Origin of the sequence: Shewanella aestuarii, from assembly GCF_011765625.1 — a bacterium.
GTDB lineage: Bacteria > Pseudomonadota > Gammaproteobacteria > Enterobacterales > Shewanellaceae > Shewanella > Shewanella aestuarii_A.
The window spans coordinates 414,387-430,132 of sequence record NZ_CP050313.1; the positions used below are offsets into that span (position 1 = coordinate 414,387).

The 15,746-nt window shown below is 43.1% G+C and carries 11 protein-coding genes; 7 read left to right on the forward strand and 4 right to left on the reverse strand.

Annotated features, from left to right (window positions below):
* Positions 1-509: 509 nt before the first annotated feature.
* A complete protein-coding gene (locus tag HBH39_RS01975) occupies positions 510-1,679 on the forward strand; it encodes an MFS transporter (protein WP_167675120.1) in 1,170 nt (389 codons plus the stop codon).
* Positions 1,680-1,993: 314 nt separating this feature from the next.
* Positions 1,994-3,535 carry an NAD(P)H-hydrate dehydratase gene (locus HBH39_RS01980; RefSeq protein ID WP_167675122.1) on the forward strand — a complete coding sequence of 514 codons (1,542 nt, stop codon included), beginning with the start codon at positions 1,994-1,996 and terminating at the stop codon, positions 3,533-3,535.
* A 117-nt stretch (positions 3,536-3,652) separates the two neighbouring features.
* Here HBH39_RS01980 and HBH39_RS01985 read toward each other — a convergent pair whose 3' ends face one another.
* Positions 3,653-5,323, reverse strand: a complete 1,671-nt coding sequence (locus HBH39_RS01985; protein WP_167675124.1) for a SulP family inorganic anion transporter — start codon at positions 5,321-5,323, stop codon at positions 3,653-3,655.
* A gap of 393 nt (positions 5,324-5,716) precedes the next feature.
* On the opposite strand from HBH39_RS01985, the gene HBH39_RS01990 reads away from it, so the two are divergent.
* From HBH39_RS01990 to HBH39_RS02005, 4 genes are all read left to right on the forward strand, one after another.
* A complete protein-coding gene (locus tag HBH39_RS01990; protein WP_167675126.1) occupies positions 5,717-6,919 on the forward strand; it encodes an ammonium transporter in 1,203 nt (400 codons plus the stop codon).
* Positions 6,920-7,215: 296 nt separating this feature from the next.
* Positions 7,216-9,537: a TonB-dependent receptor gene (locus tag HBH39_RS01995; RefSeq protein WP_167675128.1), complete on the forward strand. Its 2,322-nt coding sequence runs from the start codon at positions 7,216-7,218 to the stop codon at positions 9,535-9,537.
* Between the two features lie 14 nt (positions 9,538-9,551).
* The gene (locus HBH39_RS02000) at positions 9,552-10,232 is read left to right on the forward strand and encodes a Fe2+-dependent dioxygenase (RefSeq protein WP_167675130.1); all 681 of its coding nucleotides are present in this window, start codon (positions 9,552-9,554) and stop codon (positions 10,230-10,232) included.
* A gap of 221 nt (positions 10,233-10,453) precedes the next feature.
* Entirely contained in the window at positions 10,454-12,484 is a 2,031-nt protein-coding gene (locus tag HBH39_RS02005) for an alpha/beta hydrolase family protein (protein ID WP_167675132.1), read from the forward strand.
* A 119-nt stretch (positions 12,485-12,603) separates the two neighbouring features.
* Here the strand turns inward: HBH39_RS02005 and HBH39_RS02010 are convergent, their stop codons facing one another.
* From HBH39_RS02010 to HBH39_RS02020, 3 genes are all read right to left on the reverse strand, one after another.
* Entirely contained in the window at positions 12,604-12,855 is a 252-nt protein-coding gene (locus tag HBH39_RS02010; protein WP_167675134.1) for a DUF2999 family protein, read from the reverse strand.
* A gap of 67 nt (positions 12,856-12,922) precedes the next feature.
* Positions 12,923-13,336: a hypothetical protein gene (locus HBH39_RS02015; protein WP_167675136.1), complete on the reverse strand. Its 414-nt coding sequence runs from the start codon at positions 13,334-13,336 to the stop codon at positions 12,923-12,925.
* Between the two features lie 244 nt (positions 13,337-13,580).
* On the reverse strand, positions 13,581-14,027 hold the full coding sequence (locus HBH39_RS02020; protein WP_167675138.1) for a hypothetical protein: 447 nt from the start codon (positions 14,025-14,027) through the stop codon (positions 13,581-13,583).
* Between the two features lie 216 nt (positions 14,028-14,243).
* Here HBH39_RS02020 and dgt point away from each other — a divergent pair, with 216 nt between their 5' ends.
* Positions 14,244-15,740 carry a dGTPase gene (gene dgt, locus HBH39_RS02025; protein ID WP_167679925.1) on the forward strand — a complete coding sequence of 499 codons (1,497 nt, stop codon included), beginning with the start codon at positions 14,244-14,246 and terminating at the stop codon, positions 15,738-15,740.
* The last annotated feature ends 6 nt before the right edge of the window (positions 15,741-15,746 follow it).

Sequence of the window (15,746 nt, forward strand, 5' to 3'; positions counted from 1 at the left end):
GTCATTGAGACTATTTTAGGGGATGAACTAGCTACCTGCTGGTGGTGTCGGGCATCGTCTTGGTGTTTCATGCTTGTTGAGTATGCACAGCTTTAATTGCTTACTGAATCATTGGGAATTGACTCTTACGTAAATAATCAGAAGAGTAAACATGGTCTATTAAAGCTTTGGCTTTTAAAGTTAGCTTGAGTTGCTAATATTGGCAGTTAACTCTGCATTTTATGGCTGATTTATGTAAGTTAAGTGTAATTTTTTATTCATGTAAAAAGACATGAACTCATTTTTTAGAGGTTTTATTTTTTATTTATTGCTGTAAATATGGCCTGTAAATTTGATCTATTCTGCATTTTTGATTTATTTTACGCCAATTATGGGCTTTTGCTCCTATTTTCGCTTTACTTAATTTGTGGTCAATATTACATTCGCCGCCGAAAGTCTTTGGGGATTTTAGCCTCTTAGCCGACAAGCGCATATCAACCCGTCAAAATTTCAATTTAAGTTGTCTGAAATTGTCAAATATCACCTCTGAAAGTGCACTAAGCAGTATTGCTACGCCAGTTATTGGCTTAACTTTTTTTGCTGTAGCCTCTGGCTTTTTAATGAGCCTTATTCCGTTATCTTTAGCTTATTTTGCTATTAGTGAGTCATTAGCACCTTGGTTAGCCAGCGTGTTTTATTTTGGCCTGTTAATTGGTGCAACTTGTATTCAACGGGTAATAAAGCTTATGGGGCATCGACGGGCATTTATTTTGTTTTTAACTCTGGTGGCGTTAACCGTTGTTGTCATGCTGTTATTGCCTAATGGTCTTATATGGTTGGCGGCTAGATTTGTTGCGGGTTTAGCCATTGCTGGGGTTTTTGTGGTGGTAGAGTCGTGGTTGTTAATGGCCGATTGCCCTAAAAAGCGTGCCAAGCGTCTTGGACTTTATATGATCGCGCTTTATGGCGGCAGTGCTGCAGGACAGCTGGCTATTTCAGTGTTTGGCACCCAAGGCATGGTGCCGTATATGGCAGTATTAATGTTGTTATTTTTAGCGACATTAGCGCCTTTATTGCTAAAAGGCGGCCAACCCATTAGTCATGAATTACAAACCATTAATCGTAAAGAGCTTAAGCTGATTAATCGTCCAGCGATTATGGGCTGTGTTGTATCAGGGTTATTATTAGGTCCTATTTACGGGCTTTTACCCTTGTATTTATCGCAAGCCACGGCCTTTTCTCAACACACAGGGCTATTGATGGCCAGTGTGATTTTAGGGGGGATGGCTGTGCAACCATTTGCAAGTGCGCTTTCAACCCGCATGAGTAAAAGCTTGTTAATGGCGGTTTTTTGTTTGCTGGGATGTGTGGCGGTAGTGGGCTTGCTTGAGTCATCAAGCTTAATGTTAATGGCGCTGAGTTTATTGCTGTTAGGTGCCAGCAGTTTTGCTCTGTATCCGGTCGCCATAACCTTGGCTTCAGATACTATGCCTGTCGAAAAAATGGTGTCAGTGACCGAGCTTATGCTGTTGTGTTATAGCGTTGGCTCGGTATTAGGGCCATTAATGGCAACCTCATTTAGCGATGCCAGTGATGCGCTGGTGGTTTATCTAGGTGTGTGTTTAACCGCAACCAGTATTTATATGCTGATAAAAAGTGCAGCGTCTATTTCTTCAGGACAAAAGCCTATTACGGGTTAATCGCTCAGTGCTGTTATGGTTTTTTGGTAAATCAATGCTATTAAGTCATCGATGTTAATAGATTTGATATTTATCCCTTTTACCTTCATCGCTGAGTGTAGTGAGTTATCCCACTACGCCATAAGTGCCTATAACCTCGTTATCATCATTATGATGGCGGTAAAATTCTTGTATAGTTAATACCAATCGTAATAAATAACTGATCACCCTAGCTTGTTAAAACACTCGATAACAGCGTTATTCCTACGCTATTCTTGATCACTTACTTATCGTGATTGGTTTAACTCTTAAGTTAGGTATCAAGGACAGCATTTATGGCGACTTATCCAGCGGTTTTATCAGCAAAGACGGTTCGAGAAGCTGAACAGCTGTGGGCGTTAACCCATGGTGGTAGCACTTGGCCGCTGATGGTTAGTGCTGCCACTAGTTTTGTGCATCGCTATCAAGCCGCCTTTAATATCAGGCAGCCGATCCTTGTTGTCGCTGGTCAGGGCAATAATGGCGGCGATGGGTATTATATTGCTAAATTATTGCAACAAGCGGGTAAGCCAGTCTTAGTTTTTGCTCCTTTTGGCCTGCCCAAACAAGGCTTAGATGCTGCTCAAGCTATGCATGAGTACCTTGCTGAGGGTGGCAAGATATATGCTACTCAAGCTGAGTTAACTCAGGCTTTTGTTGGTTTACAGACTCTTTCTTATCAGTTTTCCCCTACAGCCAAAATAACCTACCCAGTGGTTATTGATGCACTATTAGGTAGTGGTTTAGCCCGACCGTTGTCGCAGGCGGGTATCGACATAATCAATTTTATTAACTCGAATGCTCAGCAGGTGTATGCCGTTGATGTCCCCAGTGGCTTAGATGCCGATACGGGGCAGCCAATGCCTGTTTGCGTGAAAGCCACTGCAACCCATAGTTTTATTGCCTACAAACCCGGTTTACTGACGGCAAATGGCCCTGCAAATTGCGGTGAATTGTCGTTAGATAGTTTAGGGGTTGAGACCGATGTTGTTTTGGCTACTGACGATAAAGCAAGTAGTGCTGCGCCGAAGACAAGCCGTTGGCAATATGATCCCAGTTTTACTCGTCTGCCTTGTCGTTTTGGCAATACCCATAAAAGTTGCCATGGCAATGTCAGTGTTATTGCGGGAATAGGCAATATGGCGGGCGCGGCGATAATTGCTAGCCGAGCGGCCCTGCATGCGGGAGCAGGACGGGTGTATTTGCAATGTGACCCCAGTCATTTTGCTGCGTCTTTAGCCCAATCGCCTGAGATTATGTTTGCTGACAACATTCATAGTGTATTAGCGAGTAAGGCGGTTTTGGTAGTGGGGCCGGGCCTTGGGCGTAGCGAACATGCGCGAAGGGTGATGACAAGCATACTTGATCCTATGCACTGCAATCGGCAAGGTTTAGGTGTGTTAGATGCCGACGCATTGCGTTATCTGGCTAAGCACCAGCAAACCGTTGCCAATTGGGTAATCACCCCACATGAAGCTGAAGCGGCTGATTTATTAGGCATTTCCGCTGCCGAAGTGACGGCTAATCGGCTTGTGGCTGCGCTGGCGTTATATGAAAAATATCAAGCTGTGGTGGTGTTAAAAGGCGCAGGCACCATAGTGGCGCATCAAGCGGGCGTTAACTTTTGTCATGCGGGAACACCTGCTATGGCAACACCGGGAATGGGCGATTGTTTAGCTGGCATGATTGCGGCACTGATTGCCCAAGGTTTGTCAGCTGTCGACGCTGCGATTACCGCTGTTAATTGGCATGCATCAGTGGGTTATCAACTTGCGCAAACTCAGCGGGTTGTACTGGCGAGTGATATTTGCCAGCAACTGAAACTCACCCCACTTTAAGAGGGTGTGCTTGCTAGAAAGGCGGGTTAACAAGAGGGGGTTATAGCAACTTTCAGCAGACCATAGTATTAACATACTATGGTCTGCTGTTTTATTGATTATGCTGTGCTACTCGGTTCAGGTTAGCAGGTTTGATTCGGTTTTAGTGTTAACGTGCTTAAGTGCGGCTTGCAATGCTTCATAACGGAACAAAAAGGTGTTCTCTATGGGTAATGAATCTATCACATGAAACTTTTGCAGTTGCTCTTTTGTGTGTAGATTCGGGCAAAGTAAAAACACTTCACAATTAGCATCTTGGGCATCTTTAATGGCATTTTCTAGTGCTAATCCTACAGTGACATCAATCATAGGCACGTCGGTTAAGTCGAGGATCATTGCTTCATAATCGGCAATACTGGTGTGTTGGCGTGAAATGGCTTTCGACACACTAAAAATCATCGGCCCAGATAGATAGAAAAACAACACTTTGCCATTAGCTTGATCGAGTAAGCCGCGTTCGCTTTGCGTTAACGGAACTACGTTTTGGTCTGTGTCACTGATGGCTTTGACCTGTCGAGCTTGTTCTCGACTCAAGCGTTCAATAATCAAGATGTTAGAAATAAACACCCCAAGGCCTACTGCGATAATTAAATCAACAAATACTGTTAATATCATTACTCCATACATAACGGCCATAGCTTGAACACTGACTTTATGAGCCCGTTGGATAAAGCTCCAGTCAAGAATGTTAAAGCCGACATAAACCGCAATACCCGCTAATACCGCCATTGGGATGGGTTCGGTTAAGCCTCCGGCAACAAGCACCACTAACGCCAGTACCACTGCGCGGGTAATACCTGATACAGGTGATCGAGCCCCTACCTGAATATTGGTGACTGTACCCATAGTGGCACCAGCACCCGGAAGCGCACCAAATAAACCTGAAATCATGTTAGCTATCCCCTGACCACGTAACTCTTTATCTGAGTCATGTTCTTTACGGGTGAGAGAGTCGCCAATTACCGCAGTAAGGAGGGTGTCGATACAACCTAGGGTGCCTAATACGAGTGCGTCAATCACCATGGTCATAAAGATGTCAGCGTTAATATGAGGAATCACCAGAGACGGTAAGCCCGCAGGAATTTCACCTATGCGGCGAATGCTTTCTGTGTCGAAAAAAATGACCGAGATAAGAGTGATTGCCACTAAGGCAACAAGCTGAGCAGGTACATATTTACGGTATTTTTTTGGAAATAAAAACAAGGTGGCTAAGGTGAGCAAACCCAATAATAGCTCACTCAATTTAATGTTTGTCAGAAGATCTGGTAGGGCAGATAAGGTGCCGATGACCCCACCTGAGGGCGCGGCATGGCCTAATAGTGGTGATAGCTGCAAGATGATTAAAATCACCCCGATACCAGACATAAAACCTGATACCACACTGTATGGCATTAAAGTGACATATTTTCCTAACTTTAAGGTGCCAATTAAAAACTGGAAGCCACCGGCCATCATGACAACGGTAAAGGATATCGCCATACCAGACTCAGGGTATTTAGCTACCATGGTGGTTAAAATGGCGGTCATGATCACTGTCATCGGCCCGGTAGGCTCAGAGATCAAGGTAGATGAGCCACCAAATAAAGCCGCAAAAAAACCAACTAAAATAGCACCCCAGAGACCAGCTTCTGCACCGGCACCAGAGGCAACACCAAATGCCAGAGCCAAAGGTAAGGAAATAATTGCGGTGGTGACACCCCCAAACAAATCTCCTTTGAGATTGACATCCTTAAAGCGTTCTTTGAACAAAGTAATCCCCTCCCAAATTAAATTTGGCGTGACTTTAGCAAATATTTAACAGTTTTGTACAGGAATGCTTATTCAGTGACAATATTTGTAACAATCCCATGGTGGCAGATTGGCGAACACAACAAATTTAGCCGTTATAGGCGCGCACCATTTGAAGGCGTGATATGAAGCAGTGGATCAAAATGGTGCAGTAAAAGCACGCTAATGGTTTTTTATAGCCAGTTTATCGCCTTCCTTTTCCCGCATTTGGCTGTTTTGCTAAAAAAATTCATCATAACCATCAATCCCTTGCACCAATCTGGTACAAAAAACGATAAATTATTTTAACAAAGGAATAATTCTTGCTTTTATAAGGTACTGAATTAAATGAAAGAATAATTTTCGGGGACAGGCATGAACAACATTAGTGATGCAATTGGTGTGATTGCACAAAGTGCGGACACCTTGTTTATCTTACTTGGTGCAATTATGGTGCTGGCAATGCATGCCGGTTTTGCATTTTTAGAAGTGGGGACAGTAAGGCATAAAAACCAAGTCAATGCGCTGGTGAAAATTCTAACGGATTTTGCCTTTTCGGCGGTGGCCTATTTTGTGATTGGTTACCAAATCGCGTATGGCAGCCATTTCTTCCTTAGTGCCGAAGCGTTAACGGCTAATCATGGCTACGACTTAGTGAAGTTTTTCTTTTTGCTCACCTTTGCCGCTGCGATTCCTGCCATTGTGTCTGGTGGTATCGCTGAACGCGGTAGCTTTAGACCATTCTTGTTTGCATCAGCCTTAATTGTTGCCTTTGTTTATCCGTTTTTTGAAGGGATGATTTGGAATGGCAACTTTGGTTTTCAGGCCTGGTTAAATGAGAGTTTTGGCGCTGAGTTCCATGATTTTGCTGGCTCAGTTGTAGTGCATGGTATGGGTGGTTGGTTAGCGCTGGTGGCCATTTATTTGTTGGGTTCTCGCCGTGGTCGTAAACCGGGAGTCGCGTTTGCGCCATCTAACATTCCATTTTTGGCGCTAGGGTCATGGGTGCTAATTGTTGGTTGGTTTGGTTTTAATGTAATGTCAGCGCAAACTCTTGATGGTATTAGTGGTTTAGTGGCAGTAAACAGTTTAATGGCGATGGTTGGCGGTACGATTATTGCTTTGATTGTCGGCAAAAATGACCCCGGATTTATTCATAACGGCCCGCTTGCTGGCTTAGTGGCGGTATGTGCTGGCTCTGATTTAATGCACCCTGTTGGGGCATTTGTGGTTGGCGCGGTAGCAGGGGGCTTATTTGTGTTTGTGTTTACCCAATTACAACGTAATAGCAAAATTGATGATGTGTTAGGTGTGTGGCCACTGCATGGTTTATGTGGTGTGTGGGGCGGAATCGCTGCCGGTATTTTTGGTCAACAAACACTGGGCGGTTTAGGTGGCGTTAGTTTAATGTCGCAAGTGGTTGGCACTGTTGCTGGTGTTGCTGTGGCACTGATTGGTGGCATTATTGTTTATGGTGTGGTGAATAAAATTGCCAGTTTACGCTTGGGCCAAGAGGAAGAGTTTATTGGTGCCGATTTGTCCATCCATAAAATTGGCTCAACTAACTCAGATAAATAACATCCTGTGATCACGGCATGTTATGGATGAGATTTGTTACTGAATGAAAAAGTGACTTAGATAAATACTATTTACCAATGGGCAAGCAGGCAATTCTGTTTGCCCATTTTTATTGCTGACCTCGTTTTTATTTTTAATCGCAATCATCTTTAATGCCCAATTAATATAAATTATGCAATTTTTGTGATCTCCTTTACAAATGTAAATAATAATAGTTATCATTTACGCGATCTAAATCTTTTTGTTAGGATTTGCCTGTACTTTACTAGGCTCTAATAAAAAGGATTATTTACCCAATGAAATCTCGTCAACCCATTCCATTCTCTTTGGGCGCAACAGCCGTCGCGACAGCATTAGCGCTAAGTGCTCCTTTGTATGCTGCCGATGCCAACACTGAGGTCTGTACTAAAAGTGAAAATGTCGAATGTAAGAAAGATAAGTCTCAAGAGGCCATCGAGCGAATCGCCGTACATGGTGTAAAAAGCTCAGTCTACTTTTATGACAAATCCGGTGATAAGCGCCGAGTGGCAGAGCTAGTCGATACTCCGCAGATGATCACCGTTCTGACGCAAGATCAAATTCAAGAATCTGGTTTAACCGACCTTAAAGACATTCTGTCCTCTCAAGCGGGTGTGACTTTGGGGACGGGTGAAAACGGTAATGCCTTCGGTGATCGCTATATTATTCGTGGCCATGAAGCGCGTAGCGATGTGTTTGTTGATGGTCTTCGTGATCCTGGCATGACCACTCGCGAGAGTTTTGCAACTGAACAAGTTGAAATTACCAAAGGCCCAAGTTCAACTTTTGCGGGACGTGGTTCATCGGGTGGTGCGGTCAACAGTGTAACCAAAAAAGCCTCAACATCTTATGACTTTGGCCGTGTTGATGCCGCAGTCGGCACTGACGATCACACCCGCTTTACCATAGATTATAACGTGCCTCTAGCTGAGGATGTGGCCTTGCGTGTTAATGGCCTTTTGGCAGATGAAGATAAGCCGGGTCGTGAGGGCATTAGCGCAGAGAGAAAAGGTGCACAATTATCTTTGGTGTATGAGCCATCTGATGTGTTGTCATTTATTTTTGATGGTTACTACATGAAAGCCGATGATGTGGCGGACTTAGGTAGCTACTTTGACCAAGACACCCGTAAACCAATCGAAGATATTCCGGTTTATGCCCAAGACTCTGACTTTTTAAGCTCAGATGTACGCACCTTTACTTTGCGTACCGAATACCAGATTTCAGATAGTTTAACCTTATACAATGCCACTCGTGTGGGGCGTACTGAGAATGGCTACATCACCACGGGTATGAGTGGTGCCACCCGCGCAGAGACTGACCCAGAAGTGCCTGGCATTAAAACCCTGAGGCTGAGTACCCACAATGGTCGTCAAGATGTTGAATACTGGAACACACAATTTAACCTGTTTTGGAATGTGAATATTCTAGGAATGGAAAATAAATGGGTGTTTGGCGTTGAATATACCGATGAATCAGTGGATAACGGCGTTTATGATATCGTCAATAATAACGCCACTAACTGTATCATCAATGGCCGGCGTGGCGAGTCACCCGCTTATTGTATTCTGGATGGAAATGGTGAAGCGATTGATAATATTGACAAACTGATGGGCCGTACTTATTCCAAAGGGCCGTCAGACGCCATTTATGACATCGAAACCATCTCGTCTTACTTTATGGATACTGTCAATCTTACTGATAATTTGGAGCTATTTTTTGGCTTTAGATACGACAGCTTCGACTACAGTAACGACACCTCAAGTAGCCGCAATGGCGATGTGCTATATGAATATTCTGACAGCATGTACAACGGCCACGTAGGCTTAGTGTATAGCTTGACTGAATCGGGCAACCTATATGCAAGTTACAGTACCGCGACTAACATTAACGGCGGTGAGTCAGACCTTGGCGCAAGCTGTGGCTATGGTGGACTTTGTGGCACACCAGAGCAAGTACTGGCAGCAGATCCCGAGTTGGTTGAAAATATTGAACTTGGCACCAAATGGATGTTGTTTGATGACAGCGTAATGTTTTCGGCCTCGGTGTTCCAAATTACCAAAAATGATGTGATGGAAAGTGTCGGTGACAGCTATTCAACCTTAGGCAGTCTCAATACCGGTAAGAACCGAGTTGAGGGGATTGAAATTGGTATGGTGGGTAATATCACTGATGCCTTTAGTATTCAGCTTTCAGCGTCATTAATGGACTCAGAAATTCTGGCTTCATTTAATGAGGACTATATTGGTAAAAAATTGAGTAACTTTGCTGACGAAAGTGCTTACTTACAACTTCGTTATCAGATTAATGACATGTTTGTCATCGGCGGCGGTTACACCTACCAAGGTGAAATGTACGGTGGACAACCTGATACTGCAGCAGGTTATGATAATGAAAATGACCGTTACAGTGTAGTGGTGCCAGCTTACCAAGTGGTGAGTTTATTCGCGAACTACAATGCCACAGAAGCCTTAACCTTCCGCTTGAATGTGGGTAACGTACTTGATGAAGAATACTGGACAGCAGCTTATCGTTCAGGCTCATTTATGTATTTAGGCGATGCGAGAAACGCTAATTTAACGGCAACATTTGAATTTTAATTAAAGGGTTTATCATGATTGTTATTGAGAGAATATTGACTACTGAAGAAGTGAGTTTATTCAGGAAGCAATTAGCTGACGCACCTTGGTTAGATGGTAAACAAACTGCCATGGGCATGGCGGCGTCAGTTAAAAATAACAATCAAGCTGATGCTAATGATGATGTGGTGCGCCAACTGGCTAATACTTTATTAGCTAAGTTTGGTAGCACCCCAAAGGTCGTTTCGGCGGCCTTACCCCATAAAATTTTTCCGCCTTGCTTTAATCGCTATGGTATATCTGAAGAATATGGTTTTCACGTAGATGCCGCAGTGATGCGCATTCCGGGTACCAATGAGGTGCTAAGAAGTGATATGTCGATGACCACGTTTTTAAGTGAGCCAGATGAGTATGACGGCGGCGAGTTAATTATTGCTACCGAGTTTGGCGAGCAGCAAATTAAGCTGCCTGCGGGTTACGCGGTATTGTATCCCTCTAGCAGTTTGCACAAGGTGACGGCAGTGACCCGTGGCGAACGAGTCGCAGCCATTACTTGGATGCAAAGCATGGTGGCTGATGGCAGTTTAAGGCAAAATCTGTATCAACTGGATCAAACCATTCAAAAACTGATTAGCCAAGGTAACACCGCGCGTAGCGAGTTAGATCAACTGCATAATGTGTATCATAACTTGATCCGTCAATTCACTCAGCTATAAGCTGAGTTGTTGGCGTAATCACGATACAAATGTGTCATTACTATAGGCGTCAATCTTTAAGATTGGCGTCTTGTTTTTATTTAGCCTATCTAGTTCTCGTTTAAGTTTTATTTAAGTGTTAACCCCGATGATGGGGATTAGATCAAAATGATGCCTGTCATTGAAGCGAAACACCTGTCATTGAAGCAAAACCAATAATTATAAAGTTAAGGAGACGACCTGTGAAAAAAGTCGGCATTATACTGCTGTGTATGATTATGCCAGTTGCAACTGCATTTGCTGAACAAGCTAAAACTTTGTCAGTGGATGTATTGTGGCAACTGAGCCGTATAGGTAACCCCACTATTTCGCCAAATGGCGATTACATTATTGCCCCTGTAACCACCTATGATGTGCCTGAAGACAAAGGTTCAACTCAATTATGGTTATTTGATAAAGAGGGCAACAGCCAGCGCCCGATAACCGCCCAAGGTATGCGAGTGAGTGAGCCAACATTCTCACCAGACAGCAATACTTTGGCCTTTATTAGTAAGCGTGATAAAGACGAAGCGGGCCAAGTGTATTTATTACCGATGAACGGCCCAGGTGAAGCGCAGCGCTTAACGGATGTGCCAAGTGGCGCTTTTGGGCTAAAGTGGGTAGGCGAGCACATTTACTTTATCAGCTCTGTATTTCCGGGCAAAAACTGGGATGAAATAGCCGAGCAGCTAAAAGCAGATAAAGACAATAAAGTGTCAGCACATCAATGGAATGCACTGCCTTATTCAAGCTTTGACCATTGGTTAGATGAAGACCGTGAAGCTCATGTATTTCGTATTCCAGCTAAAGGTGGCGACATTGAGCCAATCACTCAGCCACTAAACAAGCAGTTACCACGTTCATCGCAAAGTGCATCTAGTTATGACATCGATCCTGCTGAGCGTTTTATTGCTTTTAATAGCAATGGTTGGGATAACCAAGTTGATGCCAAAATTGATATCTTTTTCGCAAAAATTGGTAGTGGCAAGGTTGAAAACTTAACCCCAAACAATCAAGCGCCAGATGCAAACCCAACCTTTAGCCCAGACGGTAAAACCTTGGCCTTTACCCGCCAAAGTATTCAAGGTTTTTATGCTGACACAGCCAAATTAATCTTGCTTGATGTGAATAAGCGCAGTGAAAAAGTTATCGCCAAAGATTGGGATCGCAGCGTATCGCGTTTTGTATGGACACCCGATAGCAAAGGTTTTTACGCTGCCATTGATGATGCAGCAACAAGCCGTATTTTTCATATCGATGCTAAAAATGGCAAAGTGAAAGCTATAACCAAAGAGACTAACTTTGGCAAGCCAGCATTAGCTAATGATGGCACCTTAGTTGCAGCGAATGACAGTTTTACTTACCCAGCACGCTTGGTAAAAATCAATTCACGCAATGGCAGTAGCACTCGTTTAGATAGCTTTAATGATGAGATTTTAGCGGATATCGACATGGGCACCTATGAGTCGGTGACGTATAAAGGGTATAACGATCAAGACATTCAAATGTGGGTTCATTATCCACCGGGTTTTGATCGCAGTAAAAAATACCCATTAATGATGCTAATCCACGGCGGTCCTCATAATGCGATTTCTAATGGATTTCATTACCGCTGGAATGCGCAAACCTTTGCGTCTTGGGGTTATGTGACGGCGTGGCCGAACTTTCATGGCTCAAACAGCTTTGGTCAAGACTTCGCTGATAGCATCAATCCAGACTGGAAAAACAAGTCATTGGAAGATGTCTTTAAAGCGACTGAATGGTTTAAGCAAAAAGATTGGATTGATAACGAGCGTTTAGTGGCGGGTGGCGCGAGCTATGGTGGCTACTTAACCTCGATTATTTTAGGTCAAAAAGAGCAGCCATTTAATGCATTATTTATCCACGCTGCGGTATATAACATGTACTCGCAAATGGCGGCTGATTTCTCGGTTCACAGCCCACGGTTTGGTAACTACTGGGATAACCCTGAAATCTATCAGTCTATTTCACCGCATTATTATGCTGAAAACTTTAACACTCCAACCTTAGTGGTTCATGGTCAGCTTGATTACCGTGTGCCTGTTGGTCAAGGGTTTGAGCTATTTCGTACCCTACAAACCCGTGGTGTAGAGTCGAAGATGATTTACTTCCCTGATGAAAACCACTGGATCATGAAGCCGAACAACTCAATTTATTGGTATAACCAAGTTGAGCAATGGATGACGCGCTTTGCAGAGCCTGGAGCGAAGTAACGGCTTACTGAAAACTAAGTTTAGCCATTAAAAAAGGCGGTTGCAGAGTACTCTGCAACCGCCTTTTATTGTTATCAGCGTGGATAAACCATCGCATCAAATAGGCAATTTCAATTGCCTTATTGCTGCAATTGCGCTTTTGCTGCTTCCACTTTAGCGAAATCTAAACCAAGCTCTGTTACCGCTTCTTTAATCAATGCAGGGTTTTGCATTACGATCGCCATCAACTGTTGTAACTTGTCAGCTGGGATACCAAGTTGAGTGATAACGTTCATCGCCATTAACGGATTTTCTGTTAATGTTTGAAATAGCTCATTGATTTTTGCGTCACTAATATTGTGTTCTTTTAAGATGGCAAGAATAGGGTTCATTGCGATACCTTAATGGTTGAGTGAAAGATAATTGGCGCTGATTTTACCACAAAAACTGAAATCAGATTTAAATACGTGGATCGCCTTTGCTTTCAACTTGGCCAATCACTTCAATATCACTTAGGTTTGATAGCGTGCCCCATTGCTGAATTGACATCATGTCTGTTTCTGGGCTGGCTTTAAAGCTGATGCGTAAACCATCTTTCTTATATTCGGCAGCCAAATTTGTTGGCAAAATCTGTTGGCCGTTATCAGCTTCAATGCCCCAGAATCCACCTTCAAAACTCATATATCTAACTGTACCTTGAAGCATAGTGCTCTCTTGTTGCGGTGAAACTTCAGGCTTAGCAGCCTCCACTTTGGGTGCCTGTACTGCGGGTTTAACCGCTGGAGCAGGCTCACTTACCGGGGCTTGTTCATTACAGCCTTGCACTAATAATAAAGTGACTAGTGAAGCCGCTAGGGTTAATGATGTGCGCATGGGGATTCCTTAAACTTATAGAATGAATCACAATATTTTAGCAGAGTTAAGCGTGAGAGGATCAGTTTTAAACATGATTTAATCTCGGACAACCATTAACCTTAAAAACTTCTTCCTTGCTCCAGCGATTGCACCATAAGTTTACTATTGTTTTGCGATTTTGAATTCGGTTAATGTCAGCCTCCTAAACTGCTGAGAGAAAATAATCAGTGAGATAGGGCGGCGATTCTGGCTTAATTAACGCCTAGTCTAATTGGCCAATTTTTTTACGCCATAAAGCCCGTTGTTGGATTTCATTGAGATGAACCTTGCCAAGGTACAAGGCAATAATAAAGCTGACAGGTAGCGTTGATATGGCAAGCATATTTAATGGAAAGATATAAATGATGCCAACTAAATGGACAAGGCTGGCAAGACAACCACAAAAAATGGCATATTTAGTTTGATAACTGCGGCCTAATAAGCGTGATAACCCGCCCACTAATGCGGCTGGCGCAAACAGCATCCATGTGGAAGTTATATTGTGTTCATTTAGATAATAGAAAGTCACTAGCCCTAATGCCGCCCCAAGTAACGCGCCAATAATTGCTTTTTTTGTGCATTGTTTTCGCACCAACTCTTCATAAGCAAGCCGAGATTGTTGCTCCATAAACTGGCGATAAGCAGGACGATGTTTGTTGTTGCGTACCATGGCTAAACGGGTTTCCGTAAATGACTTAAGACGATTGATATTATCGACAAATATATAGTAAAGGCTAGTTTATATCTCTAGCGGATTGATTATGAAAAGTTTTAGTTGATAATTATCAAATGTTTTGTGGGGAATAACTCTAACTAATTGAAATATAGTTGTTAGCTAGGTAGAGTGAATAATTCATTTGCCGAACAGGCTAAATACGGTAACGCTATGCTCCGCAATCATAAAATACACTTCAACACTAAAATCAAAACCGATAGACCTTTTAGCTATGGCTCGCCCACGAGTCAGTTATTAAGGCAGTTTGAAAGTGATCGAGGGCGTATTATCAATTCGGCGGCCATCAGGCGACTGCAACAGAAAACCCAAGTGTTCCCGCTTGAGCGCAATGCCGCGGTGCGCAGCCGCTTAACCCATTCATTAGAAGTGCAGCAAGTTGGCCGTTATATTTGCCAGTTAATTTGTGATGACTTGGCTAAGTATGATGCTGATACACAACATTTTGGCCTAAAAACCTTGGCCAGAGAGCTTGAAACCATCGTTGAAATGTCATGTTTAATGCACGATGTTGGTAACCCGCCTTTTGGCCATTTTGGTGAGGCAGCTTTAATCGACTGGTTGCAAAATAATCTTAATAAAATATATCAACTACATCAGGGCAAAGATTTACCTGAGGATGTGGCTCGAGACTTAATTCATTTTGAAGGCAATGCTCAAGGTATTAGATTAATTCATACGCTACTCAAGCTAAATCTTACCTATTCGCAAGCTTCAGGCATTATGAAATACACCCGCTGTGGTACTCAATTAAAACCGGCTAAGCACAGTGGCGATCCTCATAGCTATTTAAAGAAAAAGGTCGGCTTTTATCTGAGTGAAGTTGACTACATAAACGATCTGAGACAAGCGCTAAGTATTGATGAATTTTGCCGCTCGCCATTTTCTTACATAATGGAAGCCGCTGATGATATCTCTTACGGCATTGCTGATTTAGAAGATGCCGTTGAAAAGGGCGTATTAACCATTGAGCAAATGAAGCAGGCTTTATTAGATAAGTTTGCTTTACTGTCAGCGGGGTTAAGCACTCAAGATCAAACGGTTATGTCTGCTATTTTAGATCGAGCGAGCAAAAGCGCTAAAGGCAATGACAGTATGTTTTTCGTTTTTTTACGGGTAGGCGTAAATGGCCGCTTGCCGCAGCATGCTCAGAAACGTTTTATTGATAATATTGAAGCCGTGTTTAATGGCAGCTTTAATAGTGCCTTAATTGAAGATAACAGCGTGAATCACATGATAGTGGAAACCTTCAAGTTGGTGGCGCTTGAGCAAGCATTTTGTCACCCTGAAGTTGAAGCGCGCGAATTACAAGGTTATCGAGTAATAAGTGGGTTAATGGAATGCTATAAACCTTTGCTTGAGCTTAGCTCGGCTCAATTTGAAGTTTTGTTGCATGGCGCAACCACTCCAGCCCAACAGCAAATTGCAATCCCTATATACCCTAAAAGATTATTTAAAAAGCTGTCATCAAAGCATTTAGCAGCTTATCAGCAGGCAATGGAAAGTCAGCAATTAGCTAAGTATTTTAATGATGAAACTTGTCGAGAATTTTATTTTAGATCGCGGCTGATGATTGATTATATCAGCGGTATGACAGATCAATTTGCTTATGACGAGTACCGTGCATTTCATGTAATCGATGAGTTTTAATTAACG